At 59.7% G+C, this 21,175-nt stretch carries 18 protein-coding genes and 1 tRNA gene; 12 read left to right on the top strand and 7 right to left on the bottom strand.

Going from position 1 to position 21,175, the window contains the following annotated elements; translation table 11 throughout:
* Positions 1–35: 35 nt before the first annotated feature.
* The 5 genes from F3J08_RS08650 (at position 36) to F3J08_RS08630 (ending at position 5,198) form a co-directional block, all read left to right on the top strand.
* Positions 36–1,592: a DegQ family serine endoprotease gene (locus F3J08_RS08650; protein WP_166929330.1), complete on the top strand. Its 1,557-nt coding sequence runs from the start codon at positions 36–38 to the stop codon at positions 1,590–1,592.
* 173 nt (positions 1,593–1,765) lie between these two features.
* Positions 1,766–2,245 carry a YaiI/YqxD family protein gene (locus F3J08_RS08645; RefSeq protein ID WP_023978310.1) on the top strand — a complete coding sequence of 160 codons (480 nt, stop codon included), beginning with the start codon at positions 1,766–1,768 and terminating at the stop codon, positions 2,243–2,245.
* A 102-nt stretch (positions 2,246–2,347) separates the two neighbouring features.
* Positions 2,348–3,160 carry a hypothetical protein gene (locus tag F3J08_RS08640; protein WP_166929328.1) on the top strand — a complete coding sequence of 271 codons (813 nt, stop codon included), beginning with the start codon at positions 2,348–2,350 and terminating at the stop codon, positions 3,158–3,160.
* 90 nt (positions 3,161–3,250) lie between these two features.
* Positions 3,251–4,126 carry a 2-keto-4-pentenoate hydratase gene (locus F3J08_RS08635; protein WP_166929326.1) on the top strand — a complete coding sequence of 292 codons (876 nt, stop codon included), beginning with the start codon at positions 3,251–3,253 and terminating at the stop codon, positions 4,124–4,126.
* 136 nt (positions 4,127–4,262) lie between these two features.
* Complete coding sequence (locus F3J08_RS08630; RefSeq protein ID WP_166929324.1) at positions 4,263–5,198, top strand: 2-hydroxyacid dehydrogenase; 936 nt, start codon at positions 4,263–4,265, stop codon at positions 5,196–5,198.
* On the opposite strand, the gene F3J08_RS08625 is transcribed toward F3J08_RS08630, so the two are convergent.
* Complete coding sequence (locus F3J08_RS08625; protein ID WP_166929322.1) at positions 5,165–6,220, bottom strand: hypothetical protein; 1,056 nt, start codon at positions 6,218–6,220, stop codon at positions 5,165–5,167. The two genes, F3J08_RS08630 and F3J08_RS08625, sit on opposite strands and share 34 nt — an antisense overlap.
* A gap of 56 nt (positions 6,221–6,276) precedes the next feature.
* On the bottom strand, positions 6,277–6,540 hold the full coding sequence (locus tag F3J08_RS08620) for a DksA/TraR family C4-type zinc finger protein (RefSeq protein WP_122038400.1): 264 nt from the start codon (positions 6,538–6,540) through the stop codon (positions 6,277–6,279).
* 137 nt (positions 6,541–6,677) lie between these two features.
* Here F3J08_RS08620 and F3J08_RS08615 point away from each other — a divergent pair, with 137 nt between their 5' ends.
* A complete protein-coding gene (locus F3J08_RS08615) occupies positions 6,678–7,082 on the top strand; it encodes a hypothetical protein (protein WP_166929320.1) in 405 nt (134 codons plus the stop codon).
* A gap of 84 nt (positions 7,083–7,166) precedes the next feature.
* Entirely contained in the window at positions 7,167–7,607 is a 441-nt protein-coding gene (locus F3J08_RS08610) for a hypothetical protein (protein WP_240149230.1), read from the top strand.
* 87 nt (positions 7,608–7,694) lie between these two features.
* Here F3J08_RS08610 and tldD read toward each other — a convergent pair whose 3' ends face one another.
* Positions 7,695–9,158, bottom strand: a complete 1,464-nt coding sequence (gene tldD, locus F3J08_RS08605) for a metalloprotease TldD (protein ID WP_166929318.1) — start codon at positions 9,156–9,158, stop codon at positions 7,695–7,697.
* A gap of 126 nt (positions 9,159–9,284) precedes the next feature.
* Entirely contained in the window at positions 9,285–10,418 is a 1,134-nt protein-coding gene (locus tag F3J08_RS08600) for an MFS transporter (protein ID WP_205206838.1), read from the bottom strand.
* A gap of 199 nt (positions 10,419–10,617) precedes the next feature.
* On the opposite strand from F3J08_RS08600, the gene treF reads away from it, so the two are divergent.
* Positions 10,618–12,903, top strand: a complete 2,286-nt coding sequence (gene treF / locus F3J08_RS08595) for an alpha,alpha-trehalase TreF (RefSeq protein WP_166929316.1) — start codon at positions 10,618–10,620, stop codon at positions 12,901–12,903.
* Here the strand turns inward: treF and F3J08_RS08590 are convergent.
* On the bottom strand, positions 12,891–14,087 hold the full coding sequence (locus F3J08_RS08590; protein WP_166929314.1) for an aminotransferase: 1,197 nt from the start codon (positions 14,085–14,087) through the stop codon (positions 12,891–12,893). The genes treF and F3J08_RS08590 overlap by 13 nt on opposite strands.
* A gap of 456 nt (positions 14,088–14,543) precedes the next feature.
* Between F3J08_RS08590 and glnA the strand changes: the two genes are divergently transcribed.
* On the top strand, positions 14,544–16,031 hold the full coding sequence (glnA, locus tag F3J08_RS08585) for a type I glutamate--ammonia ligase (protein ID WP_023978322.1): 1,488 nt from the start codon (positions 14,544–14,546) through the stop codon (positions 16,029–16,031).
* A gap of 57 nt (positions 16,032–16,088) precedes the next feature.
* Here glnA and F3J08_RS08580 read toward each other — a convergent pair whose 3' ends face one another.
* Complete coding sequence (locus F3J08_RS08580; protein ID WP_166929312.1) at positions 16,089–17,060, bottom strand: LysR family transcriptional regulator; 972 nt, start codon at positions 17,058–17,060, stop codon at positions 16,089–16,091.
* Between the two features lie 127 nt (positions 17,061–17,187).
* On the opposite strand from F3J08_RS08580, the gene F3J08_RS08575 reads away from it, so the two are divergent.
* Both F3J08_RS08575 and F3J08_RS08570 read left to right on the top strand, forming a co-directional pair.
* Positions 17,188–17,718 (top strand): SRPBCC domain-containing protein, encoded by a 531-nt coding sequence (locus tag F3J08_RS08575; protein ID WP_240149229.1) that lies wholly within the window; start codon positions 17,188–17,190, stop codon positions 17,716–17,718.
* 480 nt (positions 17,719–18,198) lie between these two features.
* A tRNA-Thr gene (locus F3J08_RS08570) sits at positions 18,199–18,273 on the top strand.
* A gap of 437 nt (positions 18,274–18,710) precedes the next feature.
* On the opposite strand, the gene F3J08_RS08565 is transcribed toward F3J08_RS08570, so the two are convergent.
* Positions 18,711–19,475 (bottom strand): EAL domain-containing protein, encoded by a 765-nt coding sequence (locus F3J08_RS08565; RefSeq protein WP_370458693.1) that lies wholly within the window; start codon positions 19,473–19,475, stop codon positions 18,711–18,713.
* A gap of 300 nt (positions 19,476–19,775) precedes the next feature.
* Here F3J08_RS08565 and F3J08_RS08560 point away from each other — a divergent pair, with 300 nt between their 5' ends.
* Positions 19,776–21,152, top strand: a complete 1,377-nt coding sequence (locus tag F3J08_RS08560) for a glycosyltransferase 61 family protein (RefSeq protein ID WP_166929311.1) — start codon at positions 19,776–19,778, stop codon at positions 21,150–21,152.
* The last annotated feature ends 23 nt before the right edge of the window (positions 21,153–21,175 follow it).

Genomic DNA, 21,175 nt, shown 5'->3' with positions numbered 1-21,175 from the left:
CACCGCACCCTGATGGTGCCAAAGCTGGAAAGATCATGACTGACGCCATGCCTGTTCGTTTGACGCCTTCACGCAAATTCCGTTCACTGGCTCTGGTTGCAGCCACTGCGCTGTCCATCGGGGTTGGTGCCTCGTCTCCCGCCTGGGCAGAAGGGCCGATCACGCCCCAGACCCAGCTTCAGACGCTGCCGAATTTCGTCAATCTGGTGAAGCAGGTGAAGCCTGCTGTCGTTTCCATCACCTCCCACATCCGCGCCGATGTGGCCGAGCAGGAAGAAGGCGGCGGCGGCCAGCAGATGCCGCAGGGCATGCCGTTCCCGTTCCCCTTCCCGTTCCAGATGGCACCGCAGCAGCAGCAGCCCCGTCGTACCGTCGAGGCCCGCGGCTCGGGCTTCATCATCTCCAATGATGGTTATATCGTCACAAACAACCACGTGGTGAACGGTGCCACAAAGGTTTCGGTCACGCTGGACGATGGCACGACCCTGCCTGCCAAGATCGTGGGGCGTGACCCCAAGACCGATGTGGCCCTGCTCAAGATCAAGCCCAACGGCAAGCTGCCTTTCATCGAGCTGGGCGATTCAGACAATGTGCAGCCCGGTGAGTGGGTCGTGGCCGTGGGTAACCCGTTCGGTCTCGGTGGCACGGTCACGGCGGGTATCGTCTCGGCCCGCGGTCGCGATCTGAATGCCGGACCGTATGACGATTTCATCCAGATCGATGCGCCAATCAATCATGGCAACTCGGGTGGTCCGCTCTTCAGCCAGAATGGCAAGGTGATTGGTGTGAATGCGGCCATCATCTCGCCCTCAGGCGGGTCGATCGGCATTGGCTTTGCTATTCCGTCCAACACGGTCAAGAGTGTGGTGGACCAGCTCCGCACCTCCGGTCACGTCACGCGTGGCTATCTGGGTGTGCTGATGCAGCGCATTTCGCCCACGCTGGCGCAGGCTCTCGGCCTGAAGCCGAGCGAGCCGGGGGCGCCGCCTGAAGGGGCTCTTGTGGCGCAGGTCACCAAGGGCGGCCCGGCCGACAAGGCTGGCCTGAAGAGTGGTGACGTCGTAACGGCGCTGAACGGGGCCAAGATCAAGAGCGTTCACGATCTGGTCGTGCATACCGTCTCGATGAAACCCGGCACGGATGCGACGCTGACCATCCTGCGTGACGGCAAGAGCCAGACCATCACCGCCAAGATCGGCAATATGCCCAAGGATGGCGAGGGAGCAGACTCCGGCGCCGGAGACGATAGCGGCCAGACCAATGGCGGCAAGATCGGTATTTCCCTCGCACCGCTTTCGCGTGACATGCGCCAGCAGCTTGGTGTGGATGACACCGTCAAGGGGGCGGTGATCAGCCAGATTGTCCCCGGGTCACCTGCCGAGCAGGCTGGTGTGCGTCCGGGTGACATCATTCAGGGTGTTGGCAACACGGCTGTCGACAACCCCCGCGCTGTGCTGACCGCCGTGCGTGGTGTGCTCAAGAACAAGCAGCCTGTGCTGCTGCGTGTGCTCCGCGATGGTCAGCAGATCTTCATCGCCATCGCTCCGGGCGGAAGCGACAGCGATGATGACAGCAACGATGACGGTAACTGAGTGCTTCAGATTCTCCATGCCAGAGCGGCATGGGGAAAACCGCCTCGTGAGGCTGTGAGAGACTGAAAAAAAGGGGCGGGGTGAGCAAACCGTGCCCCTTTTTTCATAGTGGCAGGGTCAGGGCCGGTCGCGCAGGATTTGCGACGATGATCGGGCTGCGGCACAGTAGCGGCATGACCCGTATCTTCATTGATTCCGATGCCTGTCCGGTCAAGGACGAGGTCTATCGCGTGGCCGGGCGCTATGGCCTGCATACACTGGTTGTGGCCAATCGCATGATTGCCCTGCCTGACTCTCCCCTGATCGAACGTGTGGTGGTTGAGGCTGGCCCAGATGTGGCCGATGACTGGATTGCGGAGCGTTCTGTCGAGAATGATATCGTGATCACCGCCGATATCCCGCTCGCCGCACGTTGTGTCGAAAAAGGTGTGCATGTTCTTGACCCCAAGGGGCGAGTGCTCGATGGCGATGCCATCGGCATGGCGCTGGCCATGCGTAATCTCATGACCGATCTGCGTTCGGCGGGGATGATGACGCCGGGTGGTGCCGCTTTTGGCAAGGCCGACCGATCGCGCTTCCTCTCCGCGCTGGATACGCTGGTCAACAAGGCGCGCAAACCGCGCCTGCGCCCCATGACCCTGCCGCCTGGTTAGTGTCCGAGCGAGATTATCTCCCTCGTGAAAAAGTGTTGAGCAATCTTCGTTCGTGACTCCCTCTCCCCGTTACCGGGCCCTTCAGAAACAGGATCTGCGGGAATGAAAAAGATCTCCTTTTCGGACGCTGGCCGACTCATGCGCGAGAGTTTCCGACTGGGCTTCCTCAACCGCACGGATGTCCTGACGCTGTCAGGCGGTCTGATCATCGCAAGTTGTCTGTTTGCGGCGATCAGCCAGATGAACTGGCCGGACGGGATATCAGGTCATGGCGTCTCGGCGCATTTCGAGCCGCTGATGCTGGGTGGTCTCGACACGATCGCGATGTGGTTTCTGACGCTCACCGTTACCCGAGCCAGTCTGACACCCTGGCAAGGTGTCGCCCTTTGGCGGCTGGACCGGGGCGCATTGCAGTCACTGGGCGTCAACGTGATCGTTCAGGGCCTTCCGACCGTACTGACCCTGCTGGTGGCTTCCAGCCTCAGTGATTATGTCAACGGAAACGCGGGTTTTTCGGCGAAGGCAGGGGGTATGCTTTTCCTGTGTCTGCTGGGCGCTTTCTGGATCTGGCTGATCGTGCGCTGCCTCATGATGAGCTATGTGGCGTGGGAAAGCGGGCATGCAGGTTTTCGGATCAGGCGCAGCTTTGAGGCGATGAAAGGGCATGTATGGAGCTACGTGTTCTGGAATGTCGTTATGGCCATCCCTTTCGCTCTGGCGACCGTTCTGGTGGAGAAAATCACCGCCAGTTCTCCCCCCGGCACGTATCTGATAGCGGGATGTCTTGTGGTCGCAACCCTGACTGCTGCAGCGCATCATGTCGTCTCCCGCAGCTTCGATCTGCGCTTTTTTCAGGCTCTCGCGCTCGACCGACCCGAACAGACCGGGACAGGCAATCTTTTCGGGTCTTCATGAACTCAAAACCAAAGATGGCTAAATTCTTACATTTGTGTCATCTTGATCCTGTGGTCAGATTGTCCCCCATTCGGCTGGCTGAACGGAAGGATGGTGCATGACGACCTATGCCATCTTGCTGACGACCTTGTTCTGGAAATGACCGATTTCATGACCGCTTCGATACAGGATACCGCCCGGGAAACAGCGCCGGATGAACATCTGGCCTCGCTCCTTCTCGATGCCCGGCGCACAAACAAGCCGCTGCATACCGTCCCCGAGACCATCGTTCCCATCAATCCCAAGGCCGCCTATGCGGTGCAGGACGTTGTGGCACGCGCATTGAGCGCGTCGGGCAAGGGAGAAATCGTGGGATGGAAGGTGGGCGCAGCCACACCCACAGCGACTCCGGCCTGTGCACCGCTGCACCGGGCAACGGTGTTCGAAAGCGGGCATGATCTTTCTCCGTCCTTCTGCCGCTTTCATGGCGTTGAGGCAGAGATAGCCTATTCTTTCGCGAAAGATCTGCCTGCGCGTGATACGCCCTGGACCGTGGAAGAGGTGGCCGACGCCATTGGCGCCATCCACGCTGCCATCGAATTGCTCGATACGCGTTTCGTCGCGCCCGATACACAGCACAATCTGTCGCATCTGGCCGATCAGGGCAGCCATGGCGTGCTGGTGGTCGGGCGTGGCGTTACCGAGTGGCGCGACTTCACACCAACCACCCTGCCCATGACCATGCTGGTGAATGGCGAGAAGCGCTACGATCAGAGAGGCGGCAACAAGGCGGGTGACCCGCTTCGTCTGCTCACCTGGCTGGCCAATCACGCTATGGAACGCGGACGCCCGCTTAAGGCTGGCGATGTGGTCACGACAGGCTCGACCATGGGCACGCTGTTTCTTGAAGATCCGGCCGAAATCTGTGTCGCCTTCGAAGGGCTTTTCCCGGTCGAAACCCGCATCGGTGCGCCTTTTCGCAGTTGAGCGCGTTGGCATGGATCATACCGGCCACGTGTGGACGCATCATCGGCGTATTTTTTGCGTCACGCCAAGGTGATGCACAAAGTGGTCGGGTTCTTCCTAGGGTTGCAGGATCTGCAACCCGCATGACGGACGTATCATGGCCACCAAGACAGATATTCTGATGATCGACCCGATGCCTGCCAGCTTCAACGAGCAGCTTGGGTCGCCTTTTAATCTGCATCAGTTCACCACGCTGGAGGCACTCGGGCCACTGGCTGAGCGGATAGAGGGTGTGACAACTGGTGGCGGCAGTGGCTTGCCACGCGCCATCATGGATGCCCTGCCCAATCTTAAAGTCATTTCGGTCAATGGCGTGGGTTACGACAGGATCGATCTGGATGAATGTCGCCGCCGACAGATCCGTCTGGCCACGGCTCAGGGCGTGCTGACTGAAGATGTTGCCGATATGGCCATGGGTCTGATGCTCGATACGATGCGGGGCATCACGACAAGCGATCGTTTCGTACGCGCCGGGCGCTGGGGCCATGAAACCGTGCCAAACTCATGGACGCTCAAGGGGCGCAAGCTGGGTATTGCCGGGTTTGGGGCCATCGGCAAGGCCGTGGCCAAGCGCGCTGCCGCCTTCGACATGACCATCGCCTATTTCAGCTCGCGTGAGCAGAGTGACACACCCCAATACCCGTTCTATCCGGATTTGCGCGTTCTGGCCGAATGGGCCGATGTGCTGGTGCTGTGTGTCTCGGGCGGCGCACGCTCCTTCCACATGATCGATCGTGAGATGCTCGAGGCGCTTGGGCCGACCGGCTTCCTCATCAATGTGGCACGCGGCAGCGTGGTGGATGAGGCCGCATTGCTCGAGGCCTTGCAGACCGGGGCCATTCGCGGTGCCGGGCTGGATGTTTTCGAGCAGGAGCCCAGGATGGATGAAGCATTCTGGGCACTGGATAACGTGGTGCTTCAGGCCCATCGCGCGAGTTCGACCGTCGAGACGCGTCACGCCATGGGGCGTCTGGTGTTCGACAACCTTGCCGCTTTCTTTCAGGGCAAGCCGCTTCTGACGCCTGTGCTCTGACCGGCCCGATTTTTACGATCGATACGGCGAGCCCTGCCTGAGAGATCCTCCACGCTCGTTCGACCGGTGCGAAACCGGTCGAAATGGAGGTTTTCCCCCGGCTTTTGAGGCAGCGATGCGCTGGGCAGCAGATAGACCCGGTCATCCGGATCATCAAAAAGGACGATGTGATTCTGGAAGAAATCGGTTCCGAGCAACCCCCTGCCGAGATCGTCCTGGGCATAGACCGACATGTGATCGAGTGACATCGCCCCCATACGCATCGACTTTACGGTCGTGCGCTTGAGGTGCGAGTGAATGGTACCATAAAGCGCAACGCCGGAATTTCCTGCCGGGTCGGCAGGATCGTCCTTTACCGGGTCGAGCCATATCGTCGGTATCGTCGTGACTGGTGTATCGGCATCAGGCACGAAATCACGGGTCACTCCATCAATGCTGACCGGGATCAGCCCTTTTTCACGTAAAGGCAGGGCTTGCGCCCCAGCGCCGATCAGAGCGGCGGGTGCAGAGCGGCACGCCGCATCACGGCTGAACCGGATCAGTGCGAAGGCGCTATGGGGCATATCCACCAGCACGGCGAGGTGTGAGAAAGCCTCGCGCCCGATCACCCCGATCAGAGGCCGTGAGCCAATCCTCTGGGTTGGATAATCCTCAAGCTGGATCATGTCCGGCGTTCCCATATCGAGGGGGCCTATGGCCAGCTGCCCTGCCTGAATGATGGGCTGAGGGTCAGTGTAGATCCCGTTTGTCGTGATCATGGCGGATCGGTGGGTGTCGTAAGTGTCGAACCCATCCATATTCCCGACATAAAGCCTGTCGAAGCCATGAGAGAAATAAAGAGCGATGGGGCGGCCATTCAGCGTGGCAGGGATGATCGGTGAGTCGCCCGATCCACCCAGAAGCGGCAGGGTGACCGCACCTTCAATGCAATCGGGCGGTACCGGCTGCCCCTGAGCTAAAGCCCCTCCGGCAAGACCGAAGAGAATGCAGGTTGTGAGGCTGAGGTAGAAGGCTCCACGCATTCCATGTTGAATGAACAAACATCGCATTGTTGCAGGCAGTATGGCGCACGCCGCGCTCATCTCAGTTGGCTGTCCTTGCTTCCGCGACGGTTGATTCCTGTAAAAACCGGCCTCCTGTCGCGCTCGGACTGGCAATCGATGCAAAGCCGCACACCCGGCAGTGCTTTTTGCCGGGCAACAGGTATGTCCTCTCCGCAATTCACACATTCGGCGCAGCTCTCACCATGCGGCATGGCCGCGCGTGCACGGCTTACTGCATCGGCGATCGTATCATCGATCTGATCCTGAACGGCACCGTCGGGCGCCCAGCCTGTTGCCATGAGAGATTTCCTTAACTTGCCCAACCTAGAATCTGGTTCAGAAGCTCGTGACTTTAAGGAGGTCACAGCATCAGAAATTCGTGATGAACCGGTCCGGATATCCGCCGTTCACATATCGGTGATGCGGGAGATGCCTCATGGAACGTCAGGGAGACAGGGACTCTGCTTCTGTCGTCAGAAGATTACCCGTCATGGAGCTTCTGGACACTGCGTCAGCGGCCCGGCTCCTTGGTCTAGAATCCGGTCTCTTCAGGGCCTTGCGGTTTTTCCGGTGTCTCCCGGCTGCTCTACGTATCCGGTCGCAGCGATTCTACCGACGCAGCGAACTGGAGAAGCTTCGAGAGGAGTGGTGCAAGGCCGTGAGAGTGCGGCCGGAGGACCGTATTGTGGCGCTGGGTCATGAGGCCGATACCGACATTGACCGGCAACTCGATCCGCTGATGAGAGTGCTGGCCCTGCGCGCCATACGCCATCGCATCATGGTCTCGATCTTCTGGACCATGATCATTACCGGCGGTGCGATCTGTCTCACGCTCTATTAGCTGCATGAAACTCGTGTGGGATCATAACCTTTTGTCAGACGTTTCTCCGTTTACTGCCGCCTTGTTATGTCTGGAGACAGCCTCATGACATCCCGTATTCCCGGTATCACGCTTTACGGTTCACTCGCCTGCAATGCTGCCTTGCTGGCCCTCTCTGCAATACGAACTGGAAGTGCTGCCCCCGGTGTCAATTGCACGGCCCATTGGCTGAAGGGCGACGCAGCGAGCCGGGTCAGGCATTTTGATGGACTTCACTCAGGCACCGGTGCCGCCACCAATGTGGCGGCCGTGCTGTTCTGGGCCGTGCTGTACGATCGGGCCCTTGGAAAACAGCCGGGCCTGTTCAAGGCGCTGCTGGTGACGCTGGCTCTTGGTCCGGTTTCAGCCCTGGTCGATTACAAGGCAACCCCAAAGCGTTTCACCCCCGGCTGGGAACTGGTCTTTTCAAAGCGGGATATGGCGCTGGTCTATGCGGCCATGGTGACGGGCATGGCTTTTGGCGCCACACGCCGCTGCAAGGGCTGAACCAACGCGCTTCAGAACGTCCCCGCCTCGCCTGCAATCAGGCGGGGCGCAAGAACACGACAGGGGCGTACCTGCCAAAAGCCTTTGTCAGGCTGTTCCGCCAACTGTCAGCCCGGCCAGTTTCAGCGTGGGCTGACCCACACCCACGGGCACGCCCTGACCTGCCTTGCCACATGTGCCGATACCGGGGTCCAGCGCCACGTCCTGACCGATCATGGAAATCTTGTTCATGGCATCGAATCCGTTGCCGATGAGGGTTGCGCCCTTGACGGGGCGTGTCACCTTGCCCTCCTCGATCAGATAGGCCTCCGACATGGCAAAGACGAATTTTCCCGAAGTGATGTCCACCTGTCCGCCGCCGAAATCGACCGCATAGAGGCCCTTTCTGGTCGAGCAGATCATCTCTTCTGTTGTGGCATCACCGCCCAGCATGAGGGTGTTGGTCATGCGTGGCAACGGCGCATGGGCATAGGACTGGCGACGCCCATTGCCGGTTGGCGCCACGCCCATCAGTCGGGCATTCAGCCGGTCCTGAATGAAGCCGCGCAGGATGCCATCCTCGATCATGACCGTGCGACCCGAGGGAGTGCCCTCATCATCAATGGTAAGCGAGCCGCGCCCTTCAGCCAGTGTTCCGTCATCCACCACGGTCACGCCGGGGGCGGCCACGCGCTTGCCAACCATATTGCTGAAGCTCGACGTCCCCTTGCGGTTGAAATCACCCTCCAGCCCGTGCCCGACCGCTTCATGCAGCAGGATGCCGGGCCAGCCCGGTCCGAGCACAACATCCATTTCGCCAGCGGGTGCCGGGCCAGCCTCTAGACTTACTTTGGCGCGGCGTACCGCTTCGTCCACCGCTTCCTGCCATGTTTCGCGCCCCAGCAGGCGTGACAGGCTGTAGCGTCCGCCCATACCGCGGCTGCCACTCTCGCGACGTCCGTCGCGCTCAAGCACCACGGACACATTGAGCCTGACGAGGGGGCGCAGATCGGCGGTGCGAAAACCTGAATCGCGCATGATCTGTACCGCTTGCCACTCTGTCGCGATGCTAGCCGAGACCTGCACCACTTCGGGCCCGAGACCACGCGCATAGGTGTCGATCTCACCCAGTACGGCGGCGCGCGCGGCAAAATCCGTATCGCTCAGGGGGCTTTCAGGTGCGTAAAGACGGCGGTTCGTGGCCTGCGGCGGCGCGGCAAGTGTGCCGCTGCGCCCCTGACGCACGACCGAGACCGCACCTGCTGCACGCTCCAGGGCGCTTTTGCTGATCTCGTCGGAATGCGCAAAGCCGGTTTCGGGACCGATGACGGAACGCAGACCGAACCCCGATGACGTATCGAAGCTGGCGGAGCGTATCACGCCGTCATCGAGCACAATGGACTCGCTTTCGCGATATTCGAGGAAGAGCTCGCCATCCTCGATGCCCTCAAGCGACCGGCTGACGATTTTCTCCGCCTCATCCCGCGTCAGGGTGCTGTCTGCCCGTTCGAAAAACAGGCGATCGGTCACAGCAAGGGCAGAAAGGGGCGTGGCGTCGGCGTGAGAGGTCATGATTCCCAAAAGCTCCTTCTTGAACCCAGACACATGGCCTCTCCGCCCTTCAAATGCGAGGGGAAACCCGACAGAGGAATAAAAAACATCCCCGATGGCCGGGTTGGTGGTGTCAGGTTGGTAGCGTCAGCTCTGGCGGGCCAGACGGCAGAATCCGGCCACGACGATCATCAGGGCGGCCAGCATGAGGAAAGCGCTGGAGAGGCTGGTGGCATGAGCGACCGCACCCACAAGGGCCGGTCCGGCCAGAATTCCGGCATAGCCAAGGGTGGTGATGGCGGCGACGGCGGTCGAGGCTTTCATGACCCGCTGTCGCCCGGCGCAATTGTAAAGCACAGGCACGATATTGGCGCAGCCAAGCCCGATCAGGAAGAACCCCGCCAGTGCGAGCGGGGCGACAGGGGCCATCACGACCAGCGCAAATCCGCTCCCCGCGCAGAGCCCGCCCAGACCCATGATGAGCGGACGCCCGCATAGCGCAATGACGTGGTCGCCACTCAGTCGCCCTAGGGTCATGGCCGTCGCAAACACGGCGTAGCCCCAGCCCGGCTGTACGCCGAACGAGGGTCGCCCCTGCAGAAACACAGCCCCCCAGTCGAGCATCGCGCCCTCGGCCAGAAAGGCAATGCCCGTCAGGAGTCCCAGCACCCAGACCAGCCCACGGGGCAGCGCAAAACCCTCGCCACCGCCCGGTTCGGGCTGATGCAGCAGCCCGGGCCACACACGAAGGGCCAGAACAAACACAAGGATCTGTCCTGACAGGATGATGGACCAGAGCGGCATACCGGTCAGGATGAGCACAGGAGAAGCCGCAGCGCCTACGGCCCCTCCAATGCTGAACCAGGCATGAAACCCTGAAAGCAGGGGCGTGTCGCTGCGCTGCTCGACCTCCACAGCCTGGATGTTGATGGCTGTCTCCACCGCACCGAGCCCGACGCCCAGCAGGAAAATGCCCAATGCCAGCCCCGGCAGAAAACTCAGCCATGACAGGGGCAACAGTACCGCGCCGGCAAGGCCCAGCCCGCCAAGGGCGACGGGACGGCAGCCCCAGCGGCCCACCCATAATCCGGCAAGAGGCATGCCCAGCACGGACCCGCAGCCGAGACAAAGCAGAAGCAGGCCCAGGCTGCCATCATTGAGCCCTGCATGATGTTTCACAACGGGGACAAGGCATGACCAGAGGGCAAATATGGCCCCCGTCAGAAAGAAGACGGTTCGTGTGCTGTTTTGCAACCTCTTCAGCTCTGGCCTGTTCATCATCAAAACCCGTCCTTCAGTGGCATGCATCGTCCATGTCTCAACAGGGCTCTCAAATGCCATCGGACAGCGCGGGTGCGCATGACAAAACAATGCCATGCCGTCCGGGCGAGATTGCGAAGAGCCTGCTGCCCGGTCAGGCCGGGAGCCTGATACGGAGAAGGCAAACCAGCCCCTGAAGGACCGTGTTCCAGGAGAATTCATGACGCAGTCGGGCCATTCCCTTGCTTTCTCGCAGCAACCTTTGTCCGCAGTCTCCGGGGGCCGGACACGACAGCGACATTTATCGGCGTCGAAACTGCTTTGTCTGGGCGTGTCCCTGCTCGTTCTGGGCGGAGGCTGGGCGCAGGCTCAGGATAACAGCGCCGGGGCCAAGGCGTCTGCTTCCAGCGCAACGAATCCCCAGACTCCAGCGCGTGTCGATGCAACGGGCACTGAAAAACAAACCCGAAATCCGGATAATGCGAGCAAGGCGAGCGACTCCCCGGTTGCGTCACCAACGACGCAGCCCGAGAGCACAAGCTCGCAGGCACCATCACGCCGCGTTACGGTAGCAAGCGAAGCCGCACAGTCACTACATGTCGCCTCCGTGCCTCAGGATCTGCGTTCGCCTTCCATCGCGCTGGGTGGGCTTTTCGCCGCCATCGGCGGTGCGCATCTGGCGCCCGACTTCAAGAATGTCGCTGATTCGCGCCCGGACGAGGCCCCAGCCGATCTCCTGAACGACTGGGAAACGCAGCGGCATCATCCGGATTTCAGTCTGCGCGATTTCTATCAGCAGCACTTCTCGCCGCCGATCAGGCGTGATGTGTCCTATCGACGCAAGGCGGATGAGAACATCTACGATTATATCCAGGGCATGTGGGGCGTTCTGACACGTCAGCCTGACAAGCCCATGTCCTACTCTTCGCTTCTGCCCCTGCCTCATCCCTACGTGGTGCCTGGTGGGCGTTTTTCGGAGCTGTATTACTGGGATACGTATTTCACCATGATCGGTCTGTATGAGACCGGGCAGTGGGATCTCCTGCGCGGGATGATCGGCGATATGGCATCGCTGATCGATCGCTATGATCATATTCCCAATGGTACACGCACCTACTATCTCAGCCGCTCAGAGCCGCCTTTCTTCTCGCTGATGGTCGATCTTCTGGCGCAGCATGACGGGCAGGGGGCCTATAAACGCTACCTTCCCCAATTGCAGAAAGAGTACGCCTACTGGATGGAAGGGGCGGACACGCTCAAGCCGGGTCAGGCCTATCGGCATGTGGTGCGCCTGCATGACGGAACCCTGCTGCTGCGCCATTGGGATGATCTCGATACGCCCCGTGATGAAAGCTACCCTGAAGACGTTGCAACGGCTGCCCGCGCCCCATCGCGCCCTCCTGCGGATGTCTATCGTGACCTGCGGGCCGGGTCGGAAACCGGGTGGGATTTCTCGTCACGCTGGCTGGCCGATGGCCATACACTGGCGACCATTCACACGACCGATCTGGCACCCATCGAGGTGAACGCCCTGATGGTGCATCTGGAGCAGACGCTTGAACATGCCTACGCCCTGACGGGACAGCGCAAGCTGGCCAGGCTTTATGGGCAGCGGGCTGATGAGCGTGTGGCCGTCATGCGGCGCGTGTTCTGGGACGATGATCGTCAGGCCTTTTATGACTATGACTGGCGCAAGGGTCGCCTGACCGATGTGCTTTCAGCGGCAACGGCCATGCCTCTTTTCCTGCGTATTGCCTCGCAGGATCAGGCAATGGCGGTTGCGGAAACGATCAGGGACAAGCTTCTGCGGCCCGGTGGCATCATGGCGACTGACCATGAGAGCGGGCAGCAATGGGACGCGCCGAATGGCTGGGCACCTGAGGAGTGGATGGCCATCAAGGGGCTCAACAACTACGGCGATACGGAACTGGCCGAGACCATTGCCCGGCGCTGGATGGCGCGTGTAATCGGCACCTATGAAAAATCAGGTGTTCTCCTCGAGAAATACGATGTCGAATCCCCGACAATCAGTGCCACCGGAGGCAAGGGTGGGGGTGAATATCCCATGCAGATCGGCTTTGGCTGGACCAATGGCACCCTGCTTGGGCTGATGCGTCGCTATCCCGGCGACACGAGCACAATACTTCAGCGTAACCCGCTTTCGAGCCAGCCGCCCATTGATGTTCTGCCCCCAAGCGACCCCTATAGCGCGGTTGGTCCGGAGGCCAATGATCCGGTGATGGCCCCTGCGAAACCGGCAGGGGATGTCGAGACGGGTGCTCAGGAAAAAACCGCTCATGTGAGCACCATAAATAGCGACGCGCAGCAGGACGCACCCAAGGCGGCCACTACCGAGGGGACCGCAGCCAACCCGGCCACGAAGCCCGGTGAAGCACCGGACGATGCCGCGGCCAGTGGGGCGGGCAACGGGGCAAGCAGTGTGGAACCCACCCCGCTCGATCAGCGTGTGCCGACCCGCAAGATGACAGCCTATCAACCTTCCTGAACTGGTTCTCCGTGTGGGGTCGAGGTGTAGCAAAGAGCCAGACGCCTGAGCGCTTCGTGAAGCACGGCTTCTGTCTTGCAGAACGCAAAGCGTATCAGGTGGCGCGGTGGGGGCGCACCCTCGGGGTCATAAAATGCCGAGACCGGGATAGCGGCGACTCCTGCCTCGGCCACGAGATCACGGCAGAACGCGACGTCATCGCGTCCCCGGGCGTGGGCAGTAATGTCGGCAACGACAAAATAACTTCCGTCAGCGGGCAGGGTAGGGAAGCCGAGCGCATGCAGCCCATTGGCAAACAGGTCGCGTCGCGCCCGCAGGCTGTCGGATAATTCGGTGAAGAACGCCTCTCCCAGATCCAGCCCCTTCGCGACAGCGCGCTGAAGGTTCGGTGCGCTGGAAAACGCGACGATCTGATGAGCCTTTGCGATGACGGCAGCGAGATCAGGGCAGGCAGTGATGTAACCGATCTTCCACCCGGTTACCGAGAAGCTCTTTCCGGCACTGCCAATGCGAATGGCGCGTTCGCGCATGCCGGGCCGTGTCATGAGCGGGATATGTTTCACCCCGAATGTCAGATGCTCGTAAACCTCGTCGCACAGGGCATAGCAATCATGCTCGAGCACAAGCGAGGCGATAAGATCGAGCTCGTCCGTAGTGAAGACCTTGCCGCTGGGGTTCATGGGCGAGTTGAGCAGAACGAGCTTCGTTCTGGCCGAAAAGGCTGCCCGCAGATCGGCCTCGGGCAGGTGCCAGTCAGGGGCTTCCACCCGCACACAGCGCGGCACGGCACCAAGCATACGCAGCATGGGCAGATAGGTGTCGTAAAGCGGCTCGATCAGCACGACCTCGTCACCCGGCTCGATGAGTGCCATCATGCTGACGGCAAGCGCCTCCGTGGCGCCTGAGGTCACGATCACTTCCTGCGCCGGATCGACCTGCAGGCCATAGTCGCGGGCATTGGCCCTTGCCACCGCCTCACGCAGTTCGGGCAGACCGGTCAGAGGAGCATACTGGTTGCGCTGGTCTTTCAGCGCCTCCGCAGCCGCATCGATCAACGCAGCAGGGCCTTCCGTATCGGGAAAGCCCTGCCCCAGATTCACCGCCCCATGTGCAGCGGCGAGCTGGGACATGGTGGTAAAAATGGTGGTTGGCAAAGAGCTGAGAAAGGCGTTTGGTTTTTTCATGCCGGGCCTGCGCTGGAAAGGGACAGGGCATGATACCGGCTTAATGCGGGGTGTAAAATCGGCCTGATCCCGCATGCTGTCGCACCTTCATGGTGTCGATGGCGGCCTAACACGGTTCCGGTCGTGTGAACGGGGCGTGGTCTCGCAGTCCTGCCGGCTGTCAGCCCGGTCGAAACCGGGACTCCACCGGTCAAGGCACATCACAGTCGCGTGCAAGGCAGAAAAAAACAACGATAAGGGAGCGAAACGCTCCGATATGCTATTTCTGTTGGTCTGTCATGCGTCGTTTTGCTTCCGGAAAGGGATATGGGGGGCTGATGGGGCTCCGAGAGGGTCTTTTTCGTTGCGTCAGACGCGTAAAAAACCTTTGGAATACTCGACAGTTCGCGAATCCTGTCCTAATCGTTTTGCAGCCGATCAGTGCGGCCCCTTGAGGCAGAAACAGGTAGTTGACAAATGGCGAAAAAAGCTCCAGCCGCGGCGTCCAAGGCTGCGTCCTCCACGATTGCAGCGCCCAAGCCGGGCAAGCCGGACAGCGCCGCTGTAAAGCGCGTTTTCGAGCTGATGCAGGAACACTCCGTCGAGCTGGTTGACCTGCGCTTCACCGACCCGAAGGGCAAGTGGCACCACACGACCCAGTGGCACACCACCATCGAGGAAGACACCTTCGTTGAAGGCTTCATGTTCGATGGTTCGTCGATTGCTGGCTGGAAGGCCATCAACGAATCCGACATGGTGCTCCTGCCCGACCCGACCACAGCCGTCATGGACCCGTTCTCGGCCAAGCCGCAGCTGATCCTGATCTGCGATATCGTCGAGCCCCGCACCGGCAATTTCTATGCACGCGACCCGCGCGCGACGGCCAAGGCTGCTGAAGCCTATCTGAAGACCACAGGCCTGGGTGACACCGCCTTCTTCGGTCCTGAAGCCGAGTTCTTCATTTTCGACAACGTCAAGTTCGGCACGGGCCCGAACTACGGCACGTATCAGCTCGACAGCATCGAAGGCCCCGACGCCTCGATGAAGGACTACCCGGAAGGCAATATGGGCCATCGTCCGGTGGTCAAGGGCGGTTACTTCCCGGTTGCTCCGGTCGATAGCGAAGGCGACCTGCGCGCCGAGATGCTCTCCACCATGGGTGAGATGGGCCTGCCGATCGAAAAGCACCACCACGAAGTGGCACAGTCGCAGCACGAGCTGGGCACGAAGTTTGCTACGCTGGTGCAGTCGGCCGACTTCATGCAGATCTACAAGTACTGTGTGCACAACGTCGCCCATTCCTATGGCAAGACGGCCACCTTCATGCCGAAGCCCATCGCTGGCGATAACGGTTCGGGCATGCATGTGCATCAGTCGATCTGGCGCGATGGCAAGCCGCTTTTTGCAGGTGACCAGTATGCTGGCCTGTCGGAAGATGCGCTGTTCTACATCGGCGGCATCATCAAGCATGCCAAGGCGCTGAACGCCTTCACCAACCCGTCGACCAACTCCTACAAGCGTCTGATCCCGGGCTTTGAAGCCCCCGTCCTGCTCGCTTACTCGGCTGCCAACCGTTCGGCCTCGTGCCGTATTCCGTACTCGGTGGGCCCGAAGGCAAAGCGCATTGAGGTCCGTTTCCCGGATCCGACCGCCAACCCCTACCTTGCCTTCGCCGCCATGCTGATGGCTGGCCTCGACGGCATCCGTAACAAGATCCATCCGGGCGAAGCCATGGACAAGGATCTGTACGAACTGCCGAAGGAAGAGCTGGCCCAGATCCCGACGGTCTGCGGTTCGCTCCGTGAAGCCCTTCAGGCTCTTGAAGCCGATTTCGCGTTCCTGCTCGAAGGCGATGTCTTCACCAAGGACCAGATCGAGAGCTACATCGAGCTGAAGTGGAAAGAAGTCTACAAGTTCGAGCACACGCCGCACCCGGCCGAGTTCGAAATGTACTACTCGGTCTGATCCGAGGAAAAAGCCCGGCCTTCGTGCCGGGCTTTTTTTATGTCTGCGCCATTTCTCTCACCCCGCGCGGGTCGGCATGACATCGGTTGTCAGGCTGTGGCCGTGCTGGTTGGAGGAGGGAAGTGCCAGGTCATGGCACGTATCGGATAGCAGCTTACGCAAGGCGCGGTGGGCAGGATCCGCATGGGTGCGCTCTCCCCAGACATGATATTTGTCAAAACCCGGCAGGACGAGTGGCGCAGGTGGCGCGAAAACCGTCAGATCATGACGTGTCGCCAGCAGGCGTGAGGGCAGCACGGCGACAAGATCTGTGCGGGTCAGAAGATCAGGCACCGTCAGAAAGCCCGAGGCGGAGACGGCCACGTGGCGTTTAAGGTTCAAACGGCGCAGCGCAGCGTCTGTCATGGCCTCGAAGCCGCCTCCGTCCGGCGATACCATCACATGATCAGCCTTGCAGAACCGGTCGAGTGTCATGCCTCCGGAGAGGGCGGGATGCCCAAGACGGGTCGCACAGAGCCATGTCTCATGAAAAAGCTTTTGTGCATGCAGCGTCGGCGTGCAGGCTTCGCTGGAAAGCAACGCCCAGTCGAGAACTCCACGTTCAAGATGGTCCTGCGCTGTCTCCCCGTTCAGGTCATGCAGGGCAATGCGTATGCCCGGCGCCACGACCCGCAATCGGGCGATGAAGGGGAGGAGAACCGTGTGGATCGCATAATCGGTGGCGGCAACAGACAGGGTAAGAGAGGCGGTTGCCGGATCGAAAATGACAGGCTCTGCCAGACTATCGAGCTGCGTCAGAATCGCACGTAATGGCTGGGCTAGGGCAAGCGCGCGGGGTGTGCAGACGAGTGACCGCCCCTGACGCACGAGGAGTGGATCGTCAAAGGTCTCACGCAGCCGGGCAAGCATGTTGCTTATGGCGGGTTGTGTGACGCTCATGAGGGATGCGGTACGGGTGACGCTTTGTGTGGTGACGAGCAGGTCGAGTGCACGCAGCTGTGTGAGATCGAGCCTTCCGAGCCTGTCCATAAGAGCTTTCCCCTCCACGAAGAATGTTCGATTCATCACATGAAGTGATGGACTGAATAATCAACCATGATTTTTCATGATGGGACAAATCTGACAGTTCAGGGAGCAGTGCAGAGGAGATGCCGCAATGACCCCCTATCCTGTGATGAACGCCATTCTATGGCCTGAGGGGTACCTACCCGGCCAGGCGGATAATTTCGTTTCCAATGAATGCATCGTGGCTGACGTGCCGTTGCTTCGCGTGTGGGCACTTCTGACACATCCGGACGAATGGCCTCGCTACTACGCGAACTCGGCCAACCCGCGTATTCACAACGGCGATGGCCCGCAATTATCGGCAGGATGTCACTTTGCCTTCGAAACCTTCGGTTTCCCTGTCGAGGCCCACGTCACGGAATATGTGGCACCCGAACACGGCAGACCCGGCAGATTGGCCTGGCATGGCTGGGCGGGAGAGAAGGGCACCGAGACGCGGCTTGACGTGCATCATGCCTGGCTTGTCGAGATGCTGACTGGCAACCGTCTGCGTGTCCTGACGCAGGAGACCCAGAACGGGGCAACCGCCAAAGCACTGGCCACTACCCGGCCCAACCCGATGCTCAATGGCCATCAGGACTGGCTGGATGGGCTGATAAGACAAGCGCAGGCCTCATTCTGAGATCAGTATCCAGGCCAGGGCCGCCGATCAGCAGTGGCGCAGTTGGGACAGGCCCAAGAGATGCCTGTTATCGGTTTGGCGGCGTGGTCGATTTGTCGGCAACTCTCGTGCCGGTTCGGTTCAGGGCGTTGCAGCGGTGAGAGGCATAACGGTTCTATCAAGAACTGAGAGCGCTGCGGTGCTCGCGTCCGGATGGTGTGCGGCTGTACTCCCAGCGGTCGGATACGTTCGTTCTGTCCGTGCGCGTATGGAACCGGCATGTGGGGACCCGAGAAAGGCTGCTTGCGCTACTATCGGAATACATATCGGGCTCAAATTTACGTTGTTCTCAGGCCCACACACGCATCGAAAGGAATGACCCTGTACAAGCGAACGTACCGCCGAGATGCGAGGGGCTGTGCAGGTTGTCATGATCGTTGCGCGGGAAAGATCTTGACGAATCTGCGATTAGCGACGAAAAGCAACCCGTTCATGCGCCATGCCGGGTTAGCACAGTGGTAGTGCAGCGGTTTTGTAAACCGAAGGTCGGGGGTTCAAATCCCTCACCCGGCACCATGATATTGCGGACAACCAAACGCCGCGTGAGACGCATTTCACTGGCGGCTAGGATGGGCACTTTTCCCCTCTTTCCGGGCCGGTTGCAGACAATGGCCTACCTGCCTCCCCCTCAGGCGTAAAACGCCCATACCCGCATCAATGCCCGTAGTTGACGATGATCAGAGCTGGATAAGTTCGGGTGATCGACGACCCCGTTCTTCGCTTCGCATTGTTCGGACAGAGGAAAAAGGGCGTTCTCGCGAAAGACTGATAACGATCAGCGGATCACGGAGATAGTGATCCAGGCGAATTTTATCCTGCTCGACTGCGGGCGCGTGCTGCCGGTGCCGATAGCAACGCTAGGGTAGGTTGGCAGTCAGAAAGACGAGAAACAGAAACGCCCTATGTAAGAAGGCAACGAGGATGACATCTCACAGGATTCACCTCGCGTCGTTTCAGTGCAGCATCGGCAACTCGGCCAGAGCCGGTTTGGCGTAGATATAGCCTTGCTGGAGCGAAATACCGAGATCCGACAGAACCTTGGCTTCCTCAGGGGTTTCGACACCTTCGCATATTGGCGTGACATTGAGCCCTTCCAGCATGGCGATGGTATGGCGCATCATGACCTGCTTGACCGGGGTGGTGTCGATGTCACGTGACAGGCCCATATCGAGCTTCACGTAGTCTGGCTGGAAGCGCGAAAGCAGGCTCAATCCGGCATAGCCAGCACCAAAATCGTCAATGGCCGTCTTGAAGCCCATGCGATCATAGGTCTGGAGAATGTGTAGAAGATGCTCCGTATCCAGCGTTTCGTTTTCGCAGAACTCGAACAGGATGCGATTGGTTGGAAAATCGACACGCTCTGCTGCTTCAAGCGTCGCGCCGATACAGGTCGCCGGATCATAGACAGCATTGGGCAGGAAGTTGATGGAGAGGAGCGCACCCTGCTCAACCAGTCCAAGTTCCGAAGCAAGAGTGATGGCCGTCACCCGGCATGTCTGGTCGAAGGCGTAGCGGTTTTCAGGCGTGACGCGTGAGAGGATCTCCTGGGCACTGGCACCGTTCTTTCCACGGACCAATGCCTCATAGGCGAAGATCTGTCGCGTTGAGAGATCGAAGATTGGCTGGAAAGCCATGGTGATGGGGACATCAAAGCCCGTGCCGTCGCTGCACCCAACGCACGCCTTTCGTTTTCCACCACCCCAGAATGATGCCATCATCGCGCTACCCTCCCGCATCGACTTCGCGCCATCCCGAACGCGAGTGATGCTCACAAGTTGGTGATTCTGAATCAGGCAGAGCGATTATTTTTATGACAGCCGACAAAAAGGGGAAGGGACCGGACGCAACCGCTAACCTGGGCAGGCAAGGCGTGATCAGGGTCTTGACGCCGCAAATATGGCGAATCTCTCTTTGTTGTAGATAAATAGGTAATCTTTCGTATAATAACATTTGATAATAGTATTTCTATAAATATAGTTTCTCGTATGTACGAGAATGCAGTTTGTATGGATGCGGGAATGAAGGTGTTCGACCGGGATCCCCCAGTCGAAACCCGCTATGACACGCTCTATATCCCCCGCATCCCGGGGCATTACGATGCCGAATACGGACTCTATGATCCCTACGGACGTCTGATCCAGACCGCCGGTCCGCGTCGTGGCTGGCCAAATGCCAGTCTGGGGCAAAATCAGAGCTGCTGTGTCAGCCCCTCATCGGCCTTCCCCACAGCACCCGACCTGCTCTATTTCTATGGTGGCAATATCACCAACCATTTTGGTCATTTCCTCACCGAAACCCTGCCGCGTTACTGGCTTGGGCGGCAGAGTTACCAAGGGTTGAGGATACTGGTCCATGCCGAGAAATCGCTTGAAGAACTCTTTTCCCTTACGTGGATAAGGGAGCTTTTCGACCTCCTCGGTTTGTGCCGCGACGACTTTGTGGTGTTCGACCGGCCCACGCGCCTGCGTGCGGTCATCGTTGCCGGTTCGGCCTTTGAGGAAAATCACTTTGCCCATCATGCGCTTGCGCGGTTCTGTAATGACCTTGGGGAACGCTATGGCGAGCAAATGACGGACTCGGTTCCGCTCTATCTCACACGCTCGGGGTTCCAGAGCCAGATGCGCGTCATCCTGGGCGAAGATGAGGTTGCGACCCGGCTCCACCATGCAGGCTTTATGGTGATCTCACCGGAGGCCTTGTCGATCAGGCAGCAGATCGGGTTGTTCTCATCCCATCGTCCGACAGCAGGATTTGTCGGGTCGGCTTTTCACAACAGCATTTTCTGCGCTCGACCCATCGGAGTTGCCCTGTGCTGCGATGGACTGGTGTCTTCCAACTATGTGCTCATGGATCAGGTCAATCGTGCCAGAATGATCTATGCCCAGACCCCCGGTATCAGGACGGAAAAATTCGTCATTGGAGAGCCTGCTATCTACCGCCTCACCGATCCATCGAGGGTCGCGCGCCATTTCTGCGATCTGGTGCAGCAAGGTGCATGGGCTCAGGTAAAAAATGATGATCCCCCGATCAGGGTTGACCGCATGCCTGATCGGGCCTTGCGTACGGCTCATGACACCTGTCTTCAGATTGACCGGCAGACAGGGTTGCTGCGGCATGGATCCGGCGGCGGGACGCGTATCGAGAAGGTGCTTGTCAGTCTGGACGATCACGGCTGGGCAGCCCTGACGACGTCGACGGGAGATTGTCTGTCAGTGGAACAGAACACGCAGCAGGGGGCGGTAGTCTTTTTTCGCTACCAGCGCCTTGCACATGACAGGGTCGCCCTGAAAAACCATACCACCGGGCGGTTTCTGTGCGCCTTGCCCGATGGGCGTGTCTGCTGCGATCGTCTTGTGCCAGATGGATGGGAGCAATTCACGCTAATCGCGCCTTGACCGGAGTCAGTTTGCGATCACGC

Origin of the sequence: Asaia sp. As-1742 (assembly GCF_011753235.1) — a bacterium.
Classification (GTDB): domain Bacteria; phylum Pseudomonadota; class Alphaproteobacteria; order Acetobacterales; family Acetobacteraceae; genus Asaia; species Asaia bogorensis_B.
Note: the sequence above shows the minus strand (reverse complement) of the source record. Positions and strands in the feature narration are given on the sequence as shown.

Excerpts from the sequence above, each read along its gene's own strand:
- F3J08_RS08650 (WP_166929330.1), top strand. The coding sequence starts at position 36 with ATGACTGACGCCATGCCTGTTCGTTTGACGCCTTCACGCAAATTCCGT.
- F3J08_RS08645 (WP_023978310.1), top strand. The coding sequence starts at position 1,766 with ATGACCCGTATCTTCATTGATTCCGATGCCTGTCCGGTCAAGGACGAG.
- F3J08_RS08640 (WP_166929328.1), top strand. The coding sequence starts at position 2,348 with ATGAAAAAGATCTCCTTTTCGGACGCTGGCCGACTCATGCGCGAGAGT.
- F3J08_RS08635 (WP_166929326.1), top strand. The coding sequence starts at position 3,251 with ATGGTGCATGACGACCTATGCCATCTTGCTGACGACCTTGTTCTGGAA.
- F3J08_RS08630 (WP_166929324.1), top strand. The coding sequence starts at position 4,263 with ATGGCCACCAAGACAGATATTCTGATGATCGACCCGATGCCTGCCAGC.
- F3J08_RS08625 (WP_166929322.1), bottom strand. The coding sequence starts at position 6,220 with ATGCGTGGAGCCTTCTACCTCAGCCTCACAACCTGCATTCTCTTCGGT.
- F3J08_RS08620 (WP_122038400.1), bottom strand. The coding sequence starts at position 6,540 with ATGGCAACAGGCTGGGCGCCCGACGGTGCCGTTCAGGATCAGATCGAT.
- F3J08_RS08615 (WP_166929320.1), top strand. The coding sequence starts at position 6,678 with ATGGAACGTCAGGGAGACAGGGACTCTGCTTCTGTCGTCAGAAGATTA.
- F3J08_RS08610 (WP_240149230.1), top strand. The coding sequence starts at position 7,167 with ATGACATCCCGTATTCCCGGTATCACGCTTTACGGTTCACTCGCCTGC.
- tldD (WP_166929318.1), bottom strand. The coding sequence starts at position 9,158 with ATGACCTCTCACGCCGACGCCACGCCCCTTTCTGCCCTTGCTGTGACC.
- F3J08_RS08600 (WP_205206838.1), bottom strand. The coding sequence starts at position 10,418 with ATGATGAACAGGCCAGAGCTGAAGAGGTTGCAAAACAGCACACGAACC.
- treF (WP_166929316.1), top strand. The coding sequence starts at position 10,618 with ATGACGCAGTCGGGCCATTCCCTTGCTTTCTCGCAGCAACCTTTGTCC.
- F3J08_RS08590 (WP_166929314.1), bottom strand. The coding sequence starts at position 14,087 with ATGAAAAAACCAAACGCCTTTCTCAGCTCTTTGCCAACCACCATTTTT.
- glnA (WP_023978322.1), top strand. The coding sequence starts at position 14,544 with ATGGCGAAAAAAGCTCCAGCCGCGGCGTCCAAGGCTGCGTCCTCCACG.
- F3J08_RS08580 (WP_166929312.1), bottom strand. The coding sequence starts at position 17,060 with ATGGACAGGCTCGGAAGGCTCGATCTCACACAGCTGCGTGCACTCGAC.
- F3J08_RS08575 (WP_240149229.1), top strand. The coding sequence starts at position 17,188 with ATGACCCCCTATCCTGTGATGAACGCCATTCTATGGCCTGAGGGGTAC.
- F3J08_RS08565 (WP_370458693.1), bottom strand. The coding sequence starts at position 19,475 with ATGATGGCATCATTCTGGGGTGGTGGAAAACGAAAGGCGTGCGTTGGG.
- F3J08_RS08560 (WP_166929311.1), top strand. The coding sequence starts at position 19,776 with ATGAAGGTGTTCGACCGGGATCCCCCAGTCGAAACCCGCTATGACACG.